This is a genomic window from Streptomyces sp. S6 (assembly GCF_054880855.1).
This window is the reverse complement of sequence record NZ_JBTYMC010000022.1, coordinates 1-18,756: the sequence shown is the minus strand read 5'-3', so window position 1 is coordinate 18,756 and position 18,756 is coordinate 1. Positions and strand designations below refer to the sequence as shown.

General features: G+C 69.7%; 21 protein-coding genes. 11 read left to right on the top strand and 10 right to left on the bottom strand.

All coding sequences use genetic code 11. The features are described 5' to 3' along the window. The first annotated feature begins 36 nt into the window (after positions 1-36). Positions 37-1,212, top strand: coding sequence for a polyamine ABC transporter substrate-binding protein (locus ACVNF4_RS05345; RefSeq protein ID WP_461801509.1), 1,176 nt, complete (start codon positions 37-39; stop codon positions 1,210-1,212). A 60-nt stretch (positions 1,213-1,272) separates the two neighbouring features. Here ACVNF4_RS05345 and ACVNF4_RS05340 read toward each other — a convergent pair whose 3' ends face one another. Further along, positions 1,273-1,791: a hypothetical protein gene (locus ACVNF4_RS05340; RefSeq protein ID WP_461801485.1), complete on the bottom strand. Its 519-nt coding sequence runs from the start codon at positions 1,789-1,791 to the stop codon at positions 1,273-1,275. A gap of 20 nt (positions 1,792-1,811) precedes the next feature. On the opposite strand from ACVNF4_RS05340, the gene ACVNF4_RS05335 reads away from it, so the two are divergent. Next, on the top strand, positions 1,812-2,171 hold the full coding sequence (locus tag ACVNF4_RS05335; RefSeq protein WP_461801484.1) for a hypothetical protein: 360 nt from the start codon (positions 1,812-1,814) through the stop codon (positions 2,169-2,171). 93 nt (positions 2,172-2,264) lie between these two features. Here the strand turns inward: ACVNF4_RS05335 and ACVNF4_RS05330 are convergent, their stop codons facing one another. Beyond that, complete coding sequence (locus ACVNF4_RS05330) at positions 2,265-3,296, bottom strand: hypothetical protein (RefSeq protein WP_461801483.1); 1,032 nt, start codon at positions 3,294-3,296, stop codon at positions 2,265-2,267. Positions 3,297-3,420: 124 nt separating this feature from the next. On the opposite strand from ACVNF4_RS05330, the gene ACVNF4_RS05325 reads away from it, so the two are divergent. The 3 genes from ACVNF4_RS05325 (at position 3,421) to tcmP (ending at position 5,686) form a co-directional block, all read left to right on the top strand. Then, positions 3,421-3,729 (top strand): helix-turn-helix domain-containing protein, encoded by a 309-nt coding sequence (locus tag ACVNF4_RS05325; RefSeq protein ID WP_461801482.1) that lies wholly within the window; start codon positions 3,421-3,423, stop codon positions 3,727-3,729. Next, positions 3,722-4,246, top strand: a complete 525-nt coding sequence (locus ACVNF4_RS05320; protein ID WP_461801481.1) for an ImmA/IrrE family metallo-endopeptidase — start codon at positions 3,722-3,724, stop codon at positions 4,244-4,246. Before ACVNF4_RS05325 ends, ACVNF4_RS05320 begins: the two co-directional genes overlap by 8 nt. A gap of 330 nt (positions 4,247-4,576) precedes the next feature. Then, positions 4,577-5,686: a three-Cys-motif partner protein TcmP gene (tcmP, locus tag ACVNF4_RS05315; protein WP_461801480.1), complete on the top strand. Its 1,110-nt coding sequence runs from the start codon at positions 4,577-4,579 to the stop codon at positions 5,684-5,686. Between the two features lie 49 nt (positions 5,687-5,735). On the opposite strand, the gene ACVNF4_RS05310 is transcribed toward tcmP, so the two are convergent. The 4 genes from ACVNF4_RS05310 to ACVNF4_RS05295 all read right to left on the bottom strand — a co-directional run bounded on the left by ACVNF4_RS05310 (position 5,736) and on the right by ACVNF4_RS05295 (position 9,966). Then, positions 5,736-6,482, bottom strand: a complete 747-nt coding sequence (locus ACVNF4_RS05310; RefSeq protein WP_461801479.1) for a DUF5131 family protein — start codon at positions 6,480-6,482, stop codon at positions 5,736-5,738. A gap of 523 nt (positions 6,483-7,005) precedes the next feature. Continuing rightward, positions 7,006-7,452, bottom strand: a complete 447-nt coding sequence (locus tag ACVNF4_RS05305; RefSeq protein WP_461801478.1) for a hypothetical protein — start codon at positions 7,450-7,452, stop codon at positions 7,006-7,008. 129 nt (positions 7,453-7,581) lie between these two features. Beyond that, positions 7,582-8,475 (bottom strand): hypothetical protein, encoded by an 894-nt coding sequence (locus tag ACVNF4_RS05300; RefSeq protein ID WP_461801477.1) that lies wholly within the window; start codon positions 8,473-8,475, stop codon positions 7,582-7,584. A gap of 138 nt (positions 8,476-8,613) precedes the next feature. Beyond that, positions 8,614-9,966, bottom strand: coding sequence for a serine hydrolase domain-containing protein (locus ACVNF4_RS05295; RefSeq protein ID WP_461801476.1), 1,353 nt, complete (start codon positions 9,964-9,966; stop codon positions 8,614-8,616). 335 nt (positions 9,967-10,301) lie between these two features. Here ACVNF4_RS05295 and ACVNF4_RS05290 point away from each other — a divergent pair, with 335 nt between their 5' ends. After that, a complete protein-coding gene (locus tag ACVNF4_RS05290) occupies positions 10,302-12,026 on the top strand; it encodes an RNA polymerase sigma factor (RefSeq protein WP_461801508.1) in 1,725 nt (574 codons plus the stop codon). Here ACVNF4_RS05290 and ACVNF4_RS05285 read toward each other — a convergent pair. Beyond that, entirely contained in the window at positions 12,008-12,349 is a 342-nt protein-coding gene (locus tag ACVNF4_RS05285; RefSeq protein WP_461801475.1) for a winged helix-turn-helix transcriptional regulator, read from the bottom strand. The genes ACVNF4_RS05290 and ACVNF4_RS05285 overlap by 19 nt on opposite strands. Positions 12,350-12,419: 70 nt before the next feature. Here ACVNF4_RS05285 and ACVNF4_RS05280 point away from each other — a divergent pair, with 70 nt between their 5' ends. After that, positions 12,420-13,028 (top strand): NADPH-dependent F420 reductase, encoded by a 609-nt coding sequence (locus ACVNF4_RS05280; RefSeq protein WP_461801474.1) that lies wholly within the window; start codon positions 12,420-12,422, stop codon positions 13,026-13,028. A 45-nt stretch (positions 13,029-13,073) separates the two neighbouring features. On the opposite strand, the gene ACVNF4_RS05275 is transcribed toward ACVNF4_RS05280, so the two are convergent. Together ACVNF4_RS05275 and ACVNF4_RS05270 are read right to left on the bottom strand one after the other, a co-directional pair. Then, entirely contained in the window at positions 13,074-13,760 is a 687-nt protein-coding gene (locus tag ACVNF4_RS05275; protein WP_461801473.1) for a glycerophosphodiester phosphodiesterase, read from the bottom strand. Between the two features lie 19 nt (positions 13,761-13,779). After that, entirely contained in the window at positions 13,780-14,835 is a 1,056-nt protein-coding gene (locus tag ACVNF4_RS05270) for an adenosine deaminase (protein WP_461801472.1), read from the bottom strand. A gap of 345 nt (positions 14,836-15,180) precedes the next feature. On the opposite strand from ACVNF4_RS05270, the gene ACVNF4_RS05265 reads away from it, so the two are divergent. Beyond that, entirely contained in the window at positions 15,181-15,933 is a 753-nt protein-coding gene (locus tag ACVNF4_RS05265) for a DUF4190 domain-containing protein (protein ID WP_461801471.1), read from the top strand. A gap of 141 nt (positions 15,934-16,074) precedes the next feature. Then, complete coding sequence (locus tag ACVNF4_RS05260) at positions 16,075-16,224, top strand: hypothetical protein (protein ID WP_461801470.1); 150 nt, start codon at positions 16,075-16,077, stop codon at positions 16,222-16,224. Here ACVNF4_RS05260 and ACVNF4_RS05255 read toward each other — a convergent pair. After that, positions 16,221-16,790 carry an NADAR family protein gene (locus ACVNF4_RS05255; RefSeq protein ID WP_461801469.1) on the bottom strand — a complete coding sequence of 190 codons (570 nt, stop codon included), beginning with the start codon at positions 16,788-16,790 and terminating at the stop codon, positions 16,221-16,223. The two genes, ACVNF4_RS05260 and ACVNF4_RS05255, sit on opposite strands and share 4 nt — an antisense overlap. A gap of 223 nt (positions 16,791-17,013) precedes the next feature. Here ACVNF4_RS05255 and ACVNF4_RS05250 point away from each other — a divergent pair, with 223 nt between their 5' ends. Both ACVNF4_RS05250 and ACVNF4_RS05245 read left to right on the top strand, forming a co-directional pair. After that, complete coding sequence (locus ACVNF4_RS05250; protein ID WP_461801468.1) at positions 17,014-18,522, top strand: gamma-aminobutyraldehyde dehydrogenase; 1,509 nt, start codon at positions 17,014-17,016, stop codon at positions 18,520-18,522. A gap of 49 nt (positions 18,523-18,571) precedes the next feature. Beyond that, positions 18,572-18,754 (top strand): hypothetical protein, encoded by a 183-nt coding sequence (locus ACVNF4_RS05245; RefSeq protein WP_461801467.1) that lies wholly within the window; start codon positions 18,572-18,574, stop codon positions 18,752-18,754. Positions 18,755-18,756: the final 2 nt, after the last annotated feature.

The window sequence follows — 18,756 nt, the reverse complement described above, 5'->3', positions numbered from 1 at the left end:
TCTGGAAAGCGTTGTTCGAGGAAGCGTTAGTTGATCATGCACGGCCGCGGTGGGCGAGGCGCTCTCGCCCGCCGCTCCTTCCTGACCGCCCTCGGCGCCGCCGCGCTGACCGGGTGCGGGGTCCAGGCCGCCTACGTACGGCCCGGCGAGCGTTCCGCCGTCGACCGGTCCGCCCGCGACCGGCGCGTGGTGTTCGCCAACTGGCCCCTGTACATCGACACGTCGGACGACGGCTCCACGCGGCCCACGCTGCGGGAGTTCACTCGGCGGACCGGGGTCGCCGTCTCCTACAGCGAGGACATCAACGACAACGACGAGTTCTTCGGGAAGGTCAGCCCGGCGCTGATGAACCATCAGCCGACCGGGCGGGACCTGATCGTGATGAGCGACTGGATGTGCGCGCGGTTCGTGCGGCTCGGGTGGGTCCAGGAGATGGACCGGCGCCGACAGCCGCACGTCGCCGCCGAGTTGGACCCGCTGCTGCGGACGCCCGTCTTCGACCCCGGACGCCGGTTCAGCGTGCCGTGGCAGTCCGGGATCACCGGCATCGCCTACAACCGGCGCCTGCTCGGGCGGGACATCCGCAGCGTCTCCGACCTCTGGGCGCCCGACCTCAAGGGACGCGTCACCCTGCTGTCCGGGCTCGACGAGTCCTTCGCGCTGCTCATGCAGGGCAACGGGGTCGACGTGCGGCGCTGGACCGGTGACGACTTCGCGCTGATCTGCGAGCAGGTCGAGCGGGAGGTGCGGCGCGGACAGATCCGGCGCTTCACCGGCAACGACTACACGAAAGACCTGGTCAGCGGGGACGTCCTCGCCTGTCAGGCGTACTCCGGCGACGTCGTCCAGCTCCAGGCCGACAACCCCGACATCCGGTTCGTCGTCCCCGAGGAAGGGGGCGAGCTGTGGGCCGACTCCCTCATGATCCCCGACCTCGCCGCCCACAAGTCCGACGCCGAGCGGCTCGTCGACTACTACTACGAGCCGTCCGTCGCGGCCGAGCTCGCCGCCTGGGTGAACTACGTCTGCCCGGTGCCGGCCGCGCAGGGGGTCATGGCGGACTCCTCCGACGCGGATACGGCCGCCCTTGCCGCGAACCCGCTGATCTTTCCCGACGCGGGGATGCGGGAGCGGCTCGCGGTGGCCCGGGACATCACGGCTCGGGAGCGGGTGGGGTTCGCGAAGAGGTGGAACGAGATCGTGGGGTTGTAGGGGGTTGGTGTGACGAGGATTTTTAGTTGACGCAAAAGGAGGAATGGCTTGACGCCAAGATCACGATCGTTCTCCGAGGTGGCGGCGCATCACCTCAATGCAGATGGCCCGTGCAGCGTTTGATCGGTCACGCGGATACGGCGCCCCGAGGTTCATGCCGCTATCGGTGGTGATCGGCGGCTGATTCCAGGCGAGACTCATCTGTGCGCCGGCCTCCGCTCGGGCCGTTGCCACGAGCGTCGTGTAGGGGCCCGCGACCGCCGATGCTTCGATCTGGAGCCACGCCTGATGGAACGCCATCCGGGCGAGCAGGCCACTGACTTCATTGGTGAGCTGTTGCCGAACGGCGGAGGAGGACTTGGGGCGTCGCCGTATGCGGTACGGCATCTCCAAGTACTCTTCGACCGCCGTCAGGGCTTCGGCGAATGTCTTGGCGCGGCGTTCCCTGCGTACGGCTCGCTGGTTGAGGGCGTACGTGAGGTATGCGCCGACGAGCGCGATGCAGGGCACGATCAGTGCGGCGGTTTGTGCCCAGGTCCAGCCGCCGTCCGTCGTCTGTGCCGCCGAGATGACCGCCACGTACCACTCCCCGCAATGCCGTGAGGAGCATCCTCCACGAGCCACTGGCCGCCGTGCTCTCCGCCGGTGAGCCGCCAGTAGTGTTCGAGGAACAAGTGTGTGCGGACTATCTCGATGAGGTCCAGCAGCCCTTTCGAACTCGTCCAGCGTCTCTCTACTGGGTCAAGCGGGTACCAGAGGCAGAGGGCGTCGTCGAACTTGTATCGGTGCTTCGAGGGGACTCCGGGCTTGGCGTGCACGCGGGGAAAGTCCTCGGCCCGCTGGCCATAGGTGGAGTAAGGCGGATCCGCGTGGAAGCGGATCCGGATGTCGATGGGGTTGGGCTCGCCTATGACGTCGAGGCCGGTGAGTTCGTACGTCAGCGAGTCGCGCAGGTATGAGTGGCGAAGCGCGTCACCGAATTGGCGCCGGGCGTCCCGTTCGAGAGGGGCCCACCATGCTGGCTGGGCCCCGTACCAGAGGGGCATGAAAGGTCAGTCTCCCCAAGCCCGGGGCCGGGTCGGGGTGACGAGCCGGGTGGCGAGTCCCAGCCCCGAGGCCGCTGTACCGCCCGTGAGGACGGTCTGGGCGAGGCGCCCGGCTTCCTCCTGCGTGCCGTCCGCGTCCGGCACAAGCTCGGGGAGGACCTGGTGCAGCGCGTGCCGCGCGCTGAGCGGGCGTCCGGCCTTCTCATGCTCGATTGCCAGGTCGATGTACTCCCGCGCGGTGCAGAGCCGCTTGTGTACGTCGGCGCGAGGCATGTTGAGCGGGATCGGTCCGGCCACACCGGCCGGGTCGGGCGTCGGGCCCTTGCCGATCTGGTCCGCCGCATACGTGAAGAAGGCCTGCAGCGCGTTGATCAGCGGCATGGGCTCGTCGATGCAGTTCAGGCACAGGGCCTTGATGTTCCAGCTGCATATGGGCTTGCTGTGCGTGCAGTTCCAGTGCTTCAGCAGCCGCACGGTGCGGGCGAAGACGACCTTCGTGTCCTCAATGGCCTGGAGCACCATCCGCGTGTGGGTGATCGGGTCGGCGCGGTCCCACTGGTCCGCGATCTTCGTGTTCGGGATGTACAGTCCGCGGCCTGAGGGGTGCGGGAGCGCGGTCATCACGTCCGCAGTGAAGTCGGCCTGGCCCTGCGTGACCGGGTCACCGAACCGTACGAGCACGGCGCGGCGCCGGCCCTCGACCTCGATGGTGAGCTTGTCGAACTCGTCGTCAAGATCCTCGTGGATCACCTCGCGGATTTGCTCCATGAGGTTCACGGCGCTCTTTTTGCCGGGGCCGTACGGCTCGGCCTCCTTCTTGGTGAGGACGACGCCGAGGTCGACGTCGGTCAGAGGAGTGTTGGCATCGCCGTGCGCGACGCTCCCGTTGTAGTAGGTGGTGGAGCCGGGGAAGGCCCGGCGCGCAGACGCTGCCAGGAGCTGACGGCGACGCTTGGCCTCGGCGACTTCCTCGTCGGTCACCTGGATCTTGCGGCGCCCTTCGTCGAGGAGTGCGGCGAGGGATTCTTTGCTGACCATCGGTACCTCTCTGTGCTCAGGCCCCCCATTGGTTCCACTCTAGCCAACCATATGCATTCCACTCTGAGCAACGGCGTTTGTGAGACTGGAACCATTGGCCGTGAGTGCGAGAGGATGCGAACGTATGGACGAGTTCTACGAGGCATTCGGAGAGCTAGTTCGGAAGGCACGTGCCGCCCAAGGGCTGAGCCAGCAGGAACTGGGGAGTGCCGTGGGGCTGAACCGCACCTCGATCAGCAACATTGAGAAGGGACGGCAGCGGGTGGCGCTGCACATGCTCTTCGAGTTCGCTGCCGCACTGCGTGTGGAGCCGGAGTCGTTGTTGCCGACGCCCGGCGGTCGCTCGGATGTCTTGGACGAGTTGCCGGAGGACGCGCGCGGCTGGGCGCAGAGTGTGCTGGCAAACGTGGAGAAGGAGTCAGGTCGTGGCTAGGCGAGCGGAACAGGCGGCTGGCCGTCTCCTGGCGGAGGCGGGTGAGCTTGCGCCGCCCATCAGCGTCGAGCGGCTGGCGGAGCATCTCGGGATCGTAGTCTCCCGCAGCGCATTCAAGGACGGAGATGTCTCAGGGATGCTCATCCGGCAGGACGGCCGGGCTCCGGTGATCGGGGTCAACGATGTTCACTCCGATCGCCGCCAACGGTTCACGATCGCCCACGAGCTGGGGCACTTCTTGCTGCATCCGGGGCGGGAGATCGTGCTTGATCGGCCCGTTCGGGTCAACCTCCGGGACAAGACGTCCAGCATGGCTACCGATCGTGAGGAGATCGAGGCGAACGCCTTTGCAGCGAACCTGTTGATGCCTGCTGGCCTCGTCCGATTGGAACTGCAACGGCTGCCTGTAGATGTTCGTCAGGATCCGGAGCGCTGCACCGGCGCGTTGGCTGCCGTCTTTGGTGTCAGCGAGTCAGCCATGGGTTTCCGCCTCATCAACCTTGGGCTCGTGAGTTGATGCGGATCTGATGAATTGCCGGACCTCAGTGGCGCTGACACGTTCGACCGGCGCAGGCCGGAGGCCGCCGAGGTGGGACTCTGGTCCTGAGTGTCCTGCCAGTACCCACCCCAGATCGCCCGATGCCGAGATCGGACCACAGGAGCCGAGGAACCCGACCGCCGTCAAGCCTCGAAGGCCTGTTTCTGACCGCGCGGCCCATGGGCCTCTTGTCGGGGTTAGGCCAGTGGCTCACCATGCGTAACAGCATGTACTGGTTCTCTAACGGTGCGGGGGATCATGTCGACGGGGACAGGCGGGGTCTACTGGCAGGGCAAAGCTCTGCCCAGCGTGTTCAAGCACGACCTGCTGCGCCGCTATATACCGCCGTTCGGCGGTATGACTGGCGCCCAGGCTCAAGACCGGCGTGTTGTGTACCTGGACGGGTATGCCGGCGAGGGCCGTTACGAGAACGGGGAGCCGGGCTCTGCGGAGATCGTTCTGCGGGTCGCCTCCTACTACCGCTCGCGTGGACTGAACCTGTCTTGCTTCTTTGTGGAACAGCAGGCCAAGTCGTTCGAGCGGCTGCTGGAGGTCATGCGTGGATATCAGGCACGTGGCGTGGAAGCCCGTGCCCATCGCGGCGAGGTCGACGGCGTCCTGGACGACGTAGTACAGCGGGCCATGGGGGTGCCCCTGTTCCTGTTCCTGGATCCGTGCGGGTTGTGCCTACCGATGGATCGGCTGGCTGATGTGTTGGCCCAGCGACGGCCGCAGCGCCGTCCGGCGACCGAACTGCTGATGAACTTCAGCATGATGGCGGTGCGCCGCCTCGGTGGCCACGTTCGCTCTCCCAAGGGTAACGAGAAGGCCTTGGAGCGCTTCGACGCAGTCTGCGGTGGCCGGTGGTGGCGGGACTACTTCACCGGTGGCAGTGCCGAGGACGACGCTGCGGAGGCGGTGGCCGCAGAGTACGCCACCCGACTCAAACGGCGCACCGCCATGTTCGTCCACTCCGTTCCGGTCACCAAGCACCCGACGTGGAAGCCCGTCTACCACCTGGTCTTCGCGACTCGCAGCCCGTACGGCCTGTGGGTGTTCGGCGACGCGGTCGCCCGGGCCCGTGCCGAGTGGTGGAAGACGCTTGAACTGCAGGAGGAGCAGGAGGATCCGGACGCGCTGTTCTCCACGGCCTCGATGCTACGCCCGGACTCTGCAGCGGTGGAGAAAGAAGCTGTTCCCGTGATCGCGGCCAATCTTGAACGACTGCTACGGCGCGGTCGCCCCGTGAAGCTCGTTGAGCACACGCTGGAATTGTTCGGAGATTACTACGGGCAGGTTACTGAGCCGGTCGCTCGCAAAGCCGTCAAGCATCTGTACGGGGAGGGCAAGACACCGACCACTGGTGTCGGCGGTGACAGGACCCGCGAGCTGATCGTCCTGCCGCCGGCACAGGCCTGACCCGAGCGCTCCCGACCGAATCCGTCGGGCGTCGGGACTCGGGCACACATCACACCGTGACCGGCAGCGGCATTTCATCCCAAGTTCGGTCTTCCAGCAGGCGCCCGGACGCCTTCGGAGTGCGCCCGCCCCACTGCTTGAAGAAGAACGCGACCTCGCCGTCCAGGCAGATGTCGCGGATGTGGGTGATCCACTCCTCTTCCACCGGCCGGAACCCTGGACCTGACTCACCGCCAGCGATGACCCAGTGGATGTCCGCCAGGTTCAGGCCGTCCAGCCGGCCCAGTAGCGGCTCGCACGAGAGGAAACGAACTGCAGCGGGAACCTGCCGTAGGTCGTCGATGCGCGGCAACTCCTGCACGCTTTCCACGGAAACACCCATCCATAGGTTCTCTGGCCACTCCAGTCGGTCGGCAACTTGGCGAAGGCGACGGGCTCGCTTCGTGAGCACTTGGTAGGTGTGCTGCGGGGTGTCGGCGATCACGCTGAAGACTCGGCGTACATAGTCGAGCGGAACGCGAGCGTGGAACAGGTCGCTCATCGAGTTTACGAACACTGTCCGTGGGCTCTTCCAGCCGTACGGTACGTTCAGCGCATCGGGATGCAGCGTCAGCCCGAATCCCGGACCCGAAGTCCTCGGGTCGCCGTCGCTTTGGTACTTCACCGACCCCATGGCCTTGAGACGTTTTGCCAGTGTCAGCGCGTAGCAGTTGTCGCACCCCTTGGAGACACGGTCGCACCCTGTCGTCGGGTTCCATGTCGCCTCGGTCCACTCAATCGCGCTGCGGTCACTCACTGGCCGGCCCCTCCATTCCCTCGAACCAAATCCTGTCCTCGGCGGCACAGCACGAGCCTGCGATATTCTCAACGATCCTGCCGCACTACCTGGTACCGGCATCCAACCATCCGGCATCCATCCCGTTCCCATCGTCCCCGAAATGGAACACGTGTACCTATCTTCGGGGTGAGTGTTGCGCTGAAAACCGGCCAAGTCTCCTGGCATGCGGGGTCACTCGGGCCACCCCGGATTCGTGCGGGCGCCGGTCATGCCTACAGGGGAACGGTCAGGGCTCGTTCTGATCTGTAGCCATCTCCGTCACACGGCCACAACTGCGTCATGAGCCAGGCCGAGTTCCCGTGACCGAGTCGGCTGTGTGCAACGCATGCCCAGATGTGGCGACACCCCTCGTGATCTGCGCTGTACCAAAGTGCCGACTATCTCTCTGATTCCGAGCCTCCGGTCGGTGAAGCTAGTTGGCATCAGCGCAGGTCGCGAGGGTGGCTTAGTGTCAACTACCGATCCTGGTCACAGTTCGTGGTCAGCCCCAGTTCGCCCGCAGGTCCGTGCAGCGGACGGTGATCGTCGCGTCGGTCAGGGCGATCTCGTGGACGCAGCCGTCGTCGTCCGGGAGGATCTCGTCGAGGAGGACGGTGTCCACGGGCATCCAGCCCATGGCGTGGGCGTAGTCGACGGAGAAGTGGCGGACGCCGGAGTAGGTGATGCGCAGGCCGGTGTCGTGTTTCCAGCGGTTCGGCGCGAACTCCAGGACGAGGCCGCCGCTCTTGTCGGTGGCGAGGTGGACGCCCGCGAGCTCCAGGTCCTTGACGCAGTGGGTCGCGCCCGCGATGTCGTAGTGGCCGGGGGCGGTGGCGAAGGCGCGGGCGCCGGGTGGGAGGCGGTCGCGGAGGGTGGGGAGCGCGGTCAGGTAGGCGGTGGGGTCCAGGCGGAAGCCGAAGGATTCCCAGGCGGTTTCTACGTATCGCATTTCCGTGGTCCTCGGGGCTTCTGGGGGGTTTCGGGCGGGGCCGGACGATGTTGTCGTCCGCTGGTCGAGAAGTGGCCGGAACGCGGGGAAGGCCCGCCGGGAGCTGCGGGCCTTCGGGGGTGCGCGGTGTCAGCCGTGCGAGTGCTGGTCCGTGCTCGTCGTGAACGCCGCCGTCCGGACCTTGCCGTCCGCCTTGAAGTCGAGGAACAGCCGGTACGTGCCCGTGCTCGGCACGTCCGCCGTGAACGAGACCTTCGTCGCGCCGGGGTTGTCGTCGTGCGGGTGTACGTGCAGGTAGGCCAGGTCACCGGTCCGTAGGGCGACGAGGTGTCCGTTCGCTCCGAGGTACGGCTCCAGCTTCACAGGCCGGCCCTCCTTGCTCACCGTGAACCCCAGCTCGCTCCCCTTCCCGGCCGCGAGGTCGCCGTCCAGCGTCACGGTGTACCCGTCGACCGTCACCTCACGCACCGGGGCCGGCGCCTTCCGCGCCTCGTACGCCCCGGCGACCGTCAGGTCCGACCCGAGCGTCAGGTTCCTGCCCCCGCCGGCCGGCGTGAAGTCCGCGAACACCCGGTAGCTGCCCGCCTCCGGCAGCGTCACCGGCGTGCTCCACGTGCCGTCCGCCGCCCGGACCGGGTGCAGGTGCCGGTACTCGGTGAGGTCCCGCGAGGCCACGATCAGGTGCAGCTCCTTCTCGTGCTCCACCTGGTACGAGGTCACCGGCGTGCCGTTGCTGCCGAGTACCGCGAACTTCAGCGTGGCGGTGCTGTTCGCCGTCAGCGCCGGGGTCTTCAGGTCGAGCGAGTAGCCGCCCTCGGTGACCTGGAGGCCGGCCGGGGTGACGGCGGAGCCGGTGCCCTCCGAGTCGGACTCCTTGTGGCCCGTCCCCTGGTGCGCGGACTGCTGCGCCTCGCTCTTCGTGCCGCTGTCGAACGGGCCGATCAGCGTGCCCACCCCGTACGCGGCCCCGAACGACACGGCGAGCGCGGCACCGAAAGCGCCGATCTTCTGGAGTGGGGTCATGGCGGGCTCCCTGTTCTGCCTCTCCGACGGTATACCCCAGGGGGGTACAGGGCTTCGACTCTATACCCCGGTGGGGTATAAGGAAAGCTGGCTGGACCCCGCACCTCAACGCCGGCCCTCACCTCATCGCGTGAGCCTTCACCTCACCGCCGCCCTGACGACCCGCTGGGCGACCCCATTCATCTCCTTCCCCTTCGCATCGGTCGCGTTGATCGAGTAGACCAGCGTCCGCGAGAGGTCCCGGGTGGCCCCCGCTGCCGAGATGAACCCCGGACGGGAACCGGTCTTGAGCCAGAAGACCTTGCCGCCGAACTCGCCGCGCTGGAGCCCGGCGCTGTAGGTGGCGCCCGGGATGCCGGACGGGAGTGTGAACATCTCCTCCAGCTGGGGGCTCGGGACGATCCGGCCCTGGAAGAGGGACGTGATCAGCCGCTCCAGATCGGCCGTCGTCGAGATCATGTCGCCGGCCGCCGCGCGGTCCGCCTGGTTCCACTCCGTGACGTCGACCAGGTCCGTCGTCCCGTCGGCCCGCCGCACCGTCTGGTAGCCGTGGTGGTGCGGGCCGGCGATGTGCGGGTCGGTGCCGGGGAAGTACGTGTGGCGCATTCCGGCGGGGGCCAGCACCAGGCGGGTGGCCTCGGAGGCGTACGAGTGGCCGGTGACCTTCTCGATCAGCAGGCCCAGGATCGTGTACCCGATGTTGGAGTAGTGCTGCCCGGTGCCGGGGCAGAACTCGGGGCCCTCTGCCACCGCCGAGGCCACGACCTGGCGGGGCGTCAGCGTCTCGAAACGGTGGGCGTACTGCTCCTCGAAGGTGCTGCCGAGTTCGGCGCCGGGCCGGATGCCCGAGGTGTGGTTGAGGAGCTGCCGGACACTGATCGGCTCGAACTCCCCGCTGAGCAGGCCCGGCAGATACCGCTGCACCGGCGCCCCGAGATCCACCTTCCCCTCCGCCGCGAGCCGCAGCACCGTCGCCGCCGTCACCACCTTGGTCGTCGAGCCGGCCCGGAAGTGCGCGTTCGGGTCGGCGGGGGCGCCGCTCTCGATGTCCCGCACACCCGAGCTGCCCCGCCAGGTACCGGCTGTCCCCCCGACGCGGACCAGCGCGGCTGTGGCGTCGGGGCCGGGGAGACCGGCTATGGCTTCACGGAGGGCTTGCGCGTCTGGGGCCAGCGGATCCCGGGTCTGTGTGACCGGCGTCTGCGCGCTCGGCGCGTGGACGTTCGCTGCCGGGGTGCTCAGCGTCGGGGAACTCGTTGTTGGGGTGCTCAGTGCCGGGGAACTCGTTGTTGGGGTGCTCAGTGCCGGGGAGCCTGATGCCTCTCTCGCCGGCGCAAGAATCCCCGCCGGCGTGGGAGTCCCGGCCGGCTTGCAGCCCCCTTCCGGTGAGCCCGCCGCGAAGACCGGCGCCGCGAGCGGACCGGCGGCCAGTGCCAAGGCGAGCGACGCGGCGAGTGACGCGGTGAGGACGGTCGTACGGCGAAACTGCATGGAGACCCCCGAGGACGATGTGCCGGATGCGATGTGCCGGATGCGATGCGACCATCGTCCGGCCCGAACCACCTCTCCCACATCGGGGCCCACCCGGATCCGCCCCCGATCACCTGCCCCGACACGCCGTCACCTTCTCAGGGTTCACCCCTAGAGGCCCGCCCGCCCCACGGGCCCGTCGCACCTGAACGGGCCAGGTCAGAGGGGGTACCGGGGCGCCGAGAAACGGCCGCACCCCGGAAAAGTGTTATCGCCGCCCCGCCCATCCCGTCCCCACCTGTGATCCCCGACATTGCCAACAGCCCGACCCTGGCTGAAAAGGTGCTGGTATGAGAATGGAAGCGGGCGGGCGAGCCCGGCGTGGCGGTGTGAGTGGCCGGGCCGGTGACGGCTGGGCCGTCGTCATCGCCGCCGCCCAGGCGGGTGACCGGCGGGCGCTGGACGAGTTGGTCCAGGGCTGGCTGCCGCTCGTCTACAACATCGTCGGCAGGGCGCTCAACGGCCACGCGGACGTCGACGACGTCGTCCAGGAGACGATGATGAGGGCCGTCGGCAACCTCGGTGCCCTGCGCGACCCGGACAGCTTCCGCTCCTGGCTCGTCGCGATCGCCATGCGCCAGATCCGCGACCGAGCCCGCCGCCGCACCCCGCCCCAGCGTCTCGACGAGAACGACACCGCCGCACACGACTCGGCGGACTTCGCCGAACTCGCCGTCCTCAGGCTCCAGTTGGAGGGCCAGCGCAAGGAAGTCGCCGAGGCGGTGCCCTGGTTGGACTCCGAGGACCGCCAACTCCTCTCCCTGTGGTGGCTGGAGGTCTCCGGCGAACTCACCCGACGGGAACTCGCCGCCGCCGTCGGCATCAGCCGCCAGCACGCCGCCGTCCGGGTCCAGCGCGTCAAGGAACGGCTGGAGGTCTCCCGGGGCATCGTCCGCGCGCTGGCCGGCGCGTGCCCCAACCTCCGTGAGCTGACCGCCCGTTGGCACGGCCGCCCCGACTCCGTCTGGCGCAAGCGGCTCGCCCGGCACATCCGGGGCTGCGCCTACTGCGGCGACGCCCACGAACCCGTCGTACCCGCCGAACGGCTCCTCGCCGGCATCGCCCTCGTCCCCGTCCCGGTCGGCTTCACGCTCTCGCTGACTCTGGGCGGGAAGACGGCGGTCGCGGCGACCGGGGTCGGCTGGTCGGCGAAGGTCGTGGGGGCGCTGACGAAGCCGGCCGTCGCGGTGACGGCGGGTGCGACGCTGATCGCCGGTGGCGTCTACGTCGTCGTCCGGACCCCCGACGATCCGCCGAAGCGCGCCGTCGTCGTCCCCACCGCCGAAAACTTCCCCGACACCCCGCCCACCCCCACCCCGACGCCCACCAAGTCGCCTTCTCCGAAGCCGAGTTCGAGTCCCAGTCCGACTCCGACGCCCTCGAAGAGGAGCGCTGTGTACGGCAGTGTCGTCGACACCGTCGACAGCGCGCCGGACCCCGACACTCCGCCGGGCGCGCTGCCTCAGCGGCCCGCGTCCGGTGTCACAAGCAGCGCCGGGGCCAGGGCGGTCATGCAACACCGGGGCGATCACGTCGACTTGAGCGGGCAGGGATACGTCCTGGTGCGCTGGCAGATCTCGCCCGGCTACCGTTCCGGCGCGCTGGCCATGCCCAGTTGGACCGGGCTGAAGGGCAAGGTCTTCCACGTCGCCTCCGGCGGCGGACGCCGGATGGACGACCCGACAGGCGCCCCCGGCGGTTCCGAGACCGGCATGGGCGGCCCGACGACCGGCTACGCCGTCCTGCCCGGCGGGGCCCAACAGATGTGGCAGAACGAGTACTTCTACCTCGACGGCTCCGTCACCCTCACCGTCAACGAACGCGGCGCCGACTACGGGCTCACCGTCTTCCCCGCCACCCGCGAGGAAGTGGTGAAGGACATCGGCCAGGGCCCGCCGCAGGGCGCCACCCGCTACGGCATCGTCCGCGACACCGGCGACGACGACACCCCCGTCCCCCAATACCTCACCCGCACCACGCCGGTCGACCCCGCGACCGTCCCTCAGCGGTCCGCCGTGTAGTCGTCCTGCGCCTCCAGCACGTCGTCCCCGTGTGTCGCCGCCCACACCCCGAGGGCCTCGATCACCGGCAGCAATGTCCGCCCCAGGGGCGTCAGTTCGTACGCGCCGCCCTCGTCCCGGGCGGCCAGGCCGTTGAACTCCAGCCTGCGGACGGTCTCCGTGAGGACCTTCGGGCTGATCCCCCCGATCCGCAAACGGAGTTGACCGTGCCGCACCGGGCCGGTCCGCAGGGCCCACAGCGCCACCGGGTCCCAGGTGTGCGCGAGGAGGTCGAAGGCGAGGCGGGCACGGCAGTCGGCGAGGAAGGGTAGCTCGGTCGTCACGTACCGGATGGTGCCTCAGTCGCTCCCTAGTGTCAGGTGAACAGTCATCTGGAGCAGGGGAGTCGGCGGCATGAGGATCGGGATTCTCGGCACGGGCGGCATGGCGGACGCACTCGGCACGCAGTGGCGCCGCGCCGGACACGAGGTGCTCGCCGGGGGACGCACAGGGGTCGTGTCCCTGGAAGAGGCCGCCGAGTTCGGGACGGACGCGGTGCTTCTCGCGCTGCCCTACCCGGCGGTCGTGGATGTGGTGAGCGGGCTCCAAGACACCCTGCGGGGACGGGTGTTGGTGGACTGCGTCAACGCGGTCACCGCACCCGGCTTCACGCTGACGACCGCCGCCGGGCCGTCCGTCGCCGAGCGCATCGCCGCCGCCGCGCCAACCGCCCATGTGGTCAAGGCGTTCAACCTGTGCCACGTCGACGTCTGGCGCCTCACCCCGCCCGTCTTCGAGGGCCGCCCGCTCGCCGTGCCGCTCTGCGGGGACGACGCCGGCGCCTTGGACGTCGTCCGCCGACTCGTGCGCGCGATCGGGTGCGAGCCCTTGTACGCGGGGGGAGCCGACCGGGCGGGGCTCGTCGAGGCGACGGCCGCGCTGTTGATCCGGCTGTGGGTGGGGGAGGGGGCGGACGCTCAGGCGATCGTGGCGCCGGTGCCGGATGCGTGGGGGCGGGGGTGAGGGGTGGGGCGGCGCCCTCAAAGACCCGCCACCCGCCGCTACTTGCTACTCCCCGCCCCGCAACCCGTGCAGCACGTCGATCCGGTTCGTCGTGATCGAGTCCACCCCCAGATCGATCAGCTTCCGCAGGGAGCGCCGGGTGTCGGGCGTCCACACGGAGAGGAGGTGGCCGGTGCGGTGGACGTGCTCGGCGAGCGGCCGATCGACCAGGGAGAAGCGGTAGTTGAGCCAGCGGGGGCGGATCGCGGCGAGGAGGGTGGGGCGGATCGGCGCGAGGGACGTGTGCGTGAGGGCGATCTCCGCCGACGCGTCGGCCGCGCGGACCGCCAGCATCGCCTGCGCGTCGGCGCAGTAGTAGACCCGCTCGGCGGCCCCCGCCTCACGGACCGCGTCGACGATCCGCCGGGCGACCCGGACGTCCCGCGTGCCCGGCAGGTCGACCATCACCCGGGCGCCCTCCGTCGCCGCAAGCGCTTCCACAAGCGTCGGCACACCGCCCTCCGTCATCCCGCGCACCTCCGCCGCCGACAGGGATCCCAGCGGGCGCTCAACCTCCCAGAGCCGGTTCAGCGTCTCGTCGTGCAGGAGGACCGGCACGCCGTCCCGCGTCAGCCGTACGTCGATCTCGACCGCGTCCGCGCCACGGGTCAGCGCGGAACGCAGCGAGTCGAGGGTGTTCTCCCGGAAGCGGTAGGGATCGCCGCGGTGGGCCACGGCCGTCAGGGTCTGCATACGGCCATTGTCACGGCAGCTACGGCGCGAGCCACTGGGAGGTGTAGGTGTCGATCTCGTCCTTGATCCGTGCTTTACCCGCGTCGTCGAGGAACGCCGCCTCCACCGCGTTCTTCGCGAGGCCGGCCACCCCGCGCTCGTCGAGACCGAGGAGCCTGGCGGCGACGGCGTACTCGTTGTTCAGGTCGGTGCCGAACATCGGCGGATCGTCCGAGTTGATCGTCACCAGCACTCCGGCCCGTGCGAACTCCTTGATCGGGTGCTCGTCGAGCGTCGCCACCGCGCGGGTGGCGATGTTGGAGGTCGGGCAGACCTCCAGCGGGATGCGTTCGGCCGCGAGGTGGGCGAGAAGCTTCTCGTCCTGGGCGGAACTCGTGCCGTGGCCGATGCGTTCAGCACGAAGATAGGTCAGGGCGTCCCAGACGGTCTCCGGGCCGGTCGTCTCGCCCGCGTGGGGCACGGAGCGCAGGCCCGCGGCGATCGCCCGGTCGAAGTACGGCTTGAACTGCGGGCGGGGCACGCCGATCTCGGGTCCGCCGAGCCCGAAGGAGACGAGTCCCTCGGGGCGCAGCCGGTCGTCCGTCGCGAGCCGGACGGTCTCCTCGGCCGACTCCAGCCCCGCCTCGCCGGGAATGTCGAAGCACCAGCGCAGGACGGTGCCGAGGTCCTTCTCGGCAGCCTTGCGGGCATCCTCGATCGCGTCCATGAACGCCTTCGCGTCGATACCGCGCCGGGTCGAGGAGTACGGCGTGATCGTCAGCTCCGCGTACCGCACCTGCTGCCGGGACAACTCCCGCGCGACCTCGTACGTCAGCAGGCGGACGTCCTCCGGCGTGCGGATCACGTCCACGACCGACAGGTACACCTCGATGAAGTGCGCGAAGTCCGTGAAGCTGAAGTAGTCGGCGAGCGCCTCCGGGTCCGTCGGCACCTTCGAGTCCGGGTGCCGGGCCGCCAGCTCCGCGACGATCCTCGGGGACGCCGACCCCACGTGGTGCACATGCAGTTCGGCCTTCGGCAGGCCCGCGATGAAGGCGCTCAGGTCGTGGGGTGCTGCGGGTACGGGGTTGCTCATGGGTCCCTCCGGGACGGCGCCTCCAGGGGTCCGCCCCGGGCGCGAGTGATCGGCTGATCGTCTGCTCCCGATCATCCTAGGGCGGGGAGTGCGGGCGAGGTGGGGGGATTTAGCATGGTCGGGACGTACGAGAGGGGCGGGCGGATGGCGGAGAACACGCGGGAGGGGCTGGGGGGCGAGGGGTTCGGAAGCCCTGGGGCCCGACAGGACGGGGCTCCGGACGAGGGGCTCGGGGGGAGCGGGACTCCGGGCGGGGCGCCCGAGAACGGCAGGCCCGAGCGCAGTGGGCCTCAGGACAGCGGGCCTCAGGACAAGGCGCCGGTGACGGGACCGTGGGCGCCTCCGATGCCGGGGACATCCGCGGACGGTACGACGCCGGGCGGAGCCACCGCGCCCTGGGCGCCGCCCGCCGACGGCACCTACGGCTCCGGCGTACCGCTGCCCCCACCACCAGTGGTGCAGGAACAGCCGGCCCCGGCGACACCCCTCGCCCCGGCGACACCCACCGTCCCCGACGCCCCCACGACCCCCACGTACGACGCGGCACCCCCGTCCGTACACGACCACCGAACGATCACCTCCCCGCCGGCCGCCCCCACCCCGCAGCCGCCGTCGAACCCCTTCGCGGCACCGAGCGCGACCACCCCGCCCCTCGCCTCGTACCCCCCGCCGCACCCTTACGCGGCGTCGGCCCCCACCTCCCACGTCCCCCCACCCCCCATAGCCCCGGACGGCCCCGGCCCCGCCCCCTACGGCTACCCGGCGCCCTACGCCTACCCGACCCCGTACGGCACACCCCCCACGCCGGGGCCCCTCGGCTACCCCGCCCCCACCCCCTACGGCTGGCCCGCCGCACCCCCGAGTAACGGCATGGGCACGGCCGCCATGATCACCGGCATCCTCGGCGCCCTCGGCTTCTGCTTCTGGCCGATCGCCTTCATCCTCGGTGTCCTGGGCGTCGTCTTCGGCGTCATCGGCCGCCGCAAGGCCGCGCGGGGCGAGGCGACGAACGGCGGTCAGGCCCTGGCCGGCATCATCTGCGGCGTCGCCGGGATCCTGCTGTCGGTGGGCATGGCCGTACTGATGATCATGGTCTGAGCGGGCGGGGGCCTGCTCCCGACGGCCGGGACGTCGACGGCACCGCATGACGCGCTGTGCGAGGGCGGTGAGCGGCGGCGCGGAGGGCCGCCGGGAGGAACTCCCCGACCTCTACGCGGAGGACACCGACGTCGTCCCCCGGTGATCGTCGCCGTTTTCGCGTACGAGGGGACCGTCGAGAAGATCGGTGAACCCTCCACCCTGCCCGGCATCTTCGTGCTCCGGGTGCGCGACGGCCGGATCGTCAGCCCCCGGGACCACTTCGACCACCTCACCGCCCCCCCCGCCTAGCCGGGCACCCCCTCCTCCCGAACCCTCTCCCGTGCCTCCATCAACGCGAACCCCAGCAGATTCAGCCCCCTCCACCGCTCGGGATCATCGGCCCCCGCGTCCCGCGCGGCGAGGCCGATCCCCCACACCGCGTCCACCGGGCTGGCCTCGACGAGCACGCGCCGGCCGGTGCCGAGCAGGAACTCCCGGAGCGCGGGGTCGGAGCGGAACTTGTGGACGCTCCCCTCGGTGACGATCCGGAACCGCTCCCGCGCCCACACCGCGTCGTCGAACCCCCGGACCCGCCGCCCGGCGTTCTTCGCGCCGGACGGATGCCCCGCCGCGAGCACCCGCGCCTCCGCTTCCGCGTCCCCGAACAGCCGGGCCTTCTCGGCCATCATCCAGTGCTCGGCCGTCGCGTAGTGCACCCCCGCCACGGTGAACGGCGACTTCCACCACTGGCTGAGGCAGCCGGCCCCGACCCGCCCGTCGGCACTGGGCCGGTGTCCCCAGAAGTGCAGATACTTGACCTTCGCGCCCGCCCGGACCGCCCGTGTGAGCGCCTCCCGTGAATCGATCTTCTCCATGCCCGGAAGCATCGCAGCCGCCACTGACAATCCGGGCCGAATTTCAGCTCCAGCGCACCCTTCCTCAACCGTCCGCTCGACAGATTCCGTCGCGTAACCAAAAGGCAACAACGGAATCACTTGTTGGGGTGCCGTCTCTCTGTCAGGATCAGCACTCAAATCCGGCCAGAGCTACGCCCGTGCATCGAACGCCGAGTCAGGCGCGAAGGTGGAGGAGAGCGGCATGCAGGACAGGTTCCCCGCAGAGGAACGTTTCGCCCGAGGTGCCCAGTACATCGCCGGCCGTCTCACCTCCGGCACCTCTCCGAACAGCCACACCGTCGTCGACCCCGCCACGGACACCCCCGTCCTCACCTACGCCCTCGCCTCCCCGGCGGACGTCGACGCCGCCGTGGCCGCCGCGCGGGCCGCCTTCCCCGGCTGGTCCGGCGCCACCCCCGGCGAACGCTCCGACGCGATGCACCGTCTCGCCGGAGTCCTCGCCGACCGCGCCGAGGATTTCGCCCGCGCGGAGTCGCTCCAGTGCGGCAAACCCCTGAGGCTGACGCGCGAGTTCGACGTCCCCGGGACGATCGACAACACCGCGTTCTTCGCGGGCGCGGCCCGGCACCTCCAGGGCCAGGCGGCCGGCGAGTACTCGGCGGACCACACGTCGTACGTACGGCGCGAGGCGCTCGGCGTCGTCGGCTCCATCGCCCCCTGGAACTACCCCCTCCAGATGGCCGCCTGGAAGATCCTCCCGGCGATCGCGGCGGGCAACACGATCGTCCTGAAGCCCTCCGAGCTGACCCCCCTGACGGCCCTGATGTTCGCGCGGGCCGCCACGGACGCCGGGATCCCCGACGGCGTCGTCAACGTCGTCAGCGGCACCGGGCAGGAGGCCGGGGAGCATCTGGTCGGGCATCCGGACGTCGCGATGACGTCGTTCACGGGCTCCACGGCCGTCGGCAAGCACATCGCGCGGGTGGCCTCGGAGACCGTCAAGCGCGTGCATCTGGAGCTGGGCGGCAAGGCGCCGTTCCTGGTGCACGACGACGCCGACCTGGAGGCCGCCGCACAGGGCGCCGTCGCGGGCGCGCTGATCAACGGCGGGCAGGACTGCACGGCCGCCACGCGCGCGTACGTGCAGAGGCCGCTGTACGACGCGTTCGTGGAGCGGACGGCCGCCCTCATGGAGAGCGTCGTCCTCGGCGACCCCTTCGAGGACGGCACCGACCTCGGCCCGCTGATCACTCACGCGCACCGCGACCGCGTCGCGGGTTTCGTCGACCGGGCACGCGCGTACGCGCGCGTGGTCACCGGCGGGGCCTCCCCCAAGGAGCGCGACGGCGCCTACTATCTCCCCACCCTGATCGCGGACGCCCCCCAGGACAGCGAGATCGTCCGGTCCGAGATCTTCGGGCCCGTCCTGGTGGCCCTGCCCTTCGACAGCGACGACGAAGGCATCCGGCTCGCCAATGACACCCCCTACGGGCTCGCGGCCTCCGTGTGGACCCGGGACGTGTTCCGGGCGAACCGGGCCACCCGGGAGCTGCGCGCGGGGTGCGTGTGGGTCAACGACCACATCCCGATCGTCAGCGAGATGCCCCACGGGGGGTACGGGCAGTCCGGTTACGGCAAGGACATGTCACCGTACTCGTTCGAGGAGTACACCCAGATCAAGCACGTCATGTTCGACAACACGGGCCTCGCCCGCAAGCCCTGGCACCGCACGGTGTTCACCGGCCGCTGAGCGAGGCCCCGTAGCCGACCGTCGTCCCGTCAGGAAGGGCAGCACGCGCATGGAGCAGTACGAGCCCGACGACCGCCTCTCACCGGCCCGGTTGGCGGCCATGAGGCGCAGCCCGCGCGGCGGCCCACCCGTGAACCGCACGGTCAACTCGCTCCCGGACACGCTGTATCCGTCCACCTTCACGTTGTGCGGCAGCGACTTGCCCGGCGCCGAAGGGGCCGGATCCGCCTGACC

Excerpts from the sequence above, each read along its gene's own strand:
- ACVNF4_RS05245 (WP_461801467.1), top strand. The coding sequence starts at position 18,572 with ATGGAGCAGTACGAGCCCGACGACCGCCTCTCACCGGCCCGGTTGGCG.
- ACVNF4_RS05265 (WP_461801471.1), top strand. The coding sequence starts at position 15,181 with ATGCCGGGGACATCCGCGGACGGTACGACGCCGGGCGGAGCCACCGCG.
- ACVNF4_RS05300 (WP_461801477.1), bottom strand. The coding sequence starts at position 8,475 with ATGACCCCACTCCAGAAGATCGGCGCTTTCGGTGCCGCGCTCGCCGTG.
- ACVNF4_RS05345 (WP_461801509.1), top strand. The coding sequence starts at position 37 with ATGCACGGCCGCGGTGGGCGAGGCGCTCTCGCCCGCCGCTCCTTCCTG.
- ACVNF4_RS05290 (WP_461801508.1), top strand. The coding sequence starts at position 10,302 with ATGGAAGCGGGCGGGCGAGCCCGGCGTGGCGGTGTGAGTGGCCGGGCC.
- ACVNF4_RS05325 (WP_461801482.1), top strand. The coding sequence starts at position 3,421 with ATGGACGAGTTCTACGAGGCATTCGGAGAGCTAGTTCGGAAGGCACGT.
- ACVNF4_RS05250 (WP_461801468.1), top strand. The coding sequence starts at position 17,014 with ATGCAGGACAGGTTCCCCGCAGAGGAACGTTTCGCCCGAGGTGCCCAG.
- ACVNF4_RS05280 (WP_461801474.1), top strand. The coding sequence starts at position 12,420 with ATGAGGATCGGGATTCTCGGCACGGGCGGCATGGCGGACGCACTCGGC.
- ACVNF4_RS05270 (WP_461801472.1), bottom strand. The coding sequence starts at position 14,835 with ATGAGCAACCCCGTACCCGCAGCACCCCACGACCTGAGCGCCTTCATC.
- ACVNF4_RS05255 (WP_461801469.1), bottom strand. The coding sequence starts at position 16,790 with ATGGAGAAGATCGATTCACGGGAGGCGCTCACACGGGCGGTCCGGGCG.
- ACVNF4_RS05305 (WP_461801478.1), bottom strand. The coding sequence starts at position 7,452 with ATGCGATACGTAGAAACCGCCTGGGAATCCTTCGGCTTCCGCCTGGAC.
- ACVNF4_RS05330 (WP_461801483.1), bottom strand. The coding sequence starts at position 3,296 with ATGGTCAGCAAAGAATCCCTCGCCGCACTCCTCGACGAAGGGCGCCGC.
- ACVNF4_RS05295 (WP_461801476.1), bottom strand. The coding sequence starts at position 9,966 with ATGCAGTTTCGCCGTACGACCGTCCTCACCGCGTCACTCGCCGCGTCG.
- ACVNF4_RS05275 (WP_461801473.1), bottom strand. The coding sequence starts at position 13,760 with ATGCAGACCCTGACGGCCGTGGCCCACCGCGGCGATCCCTACCGCTTC.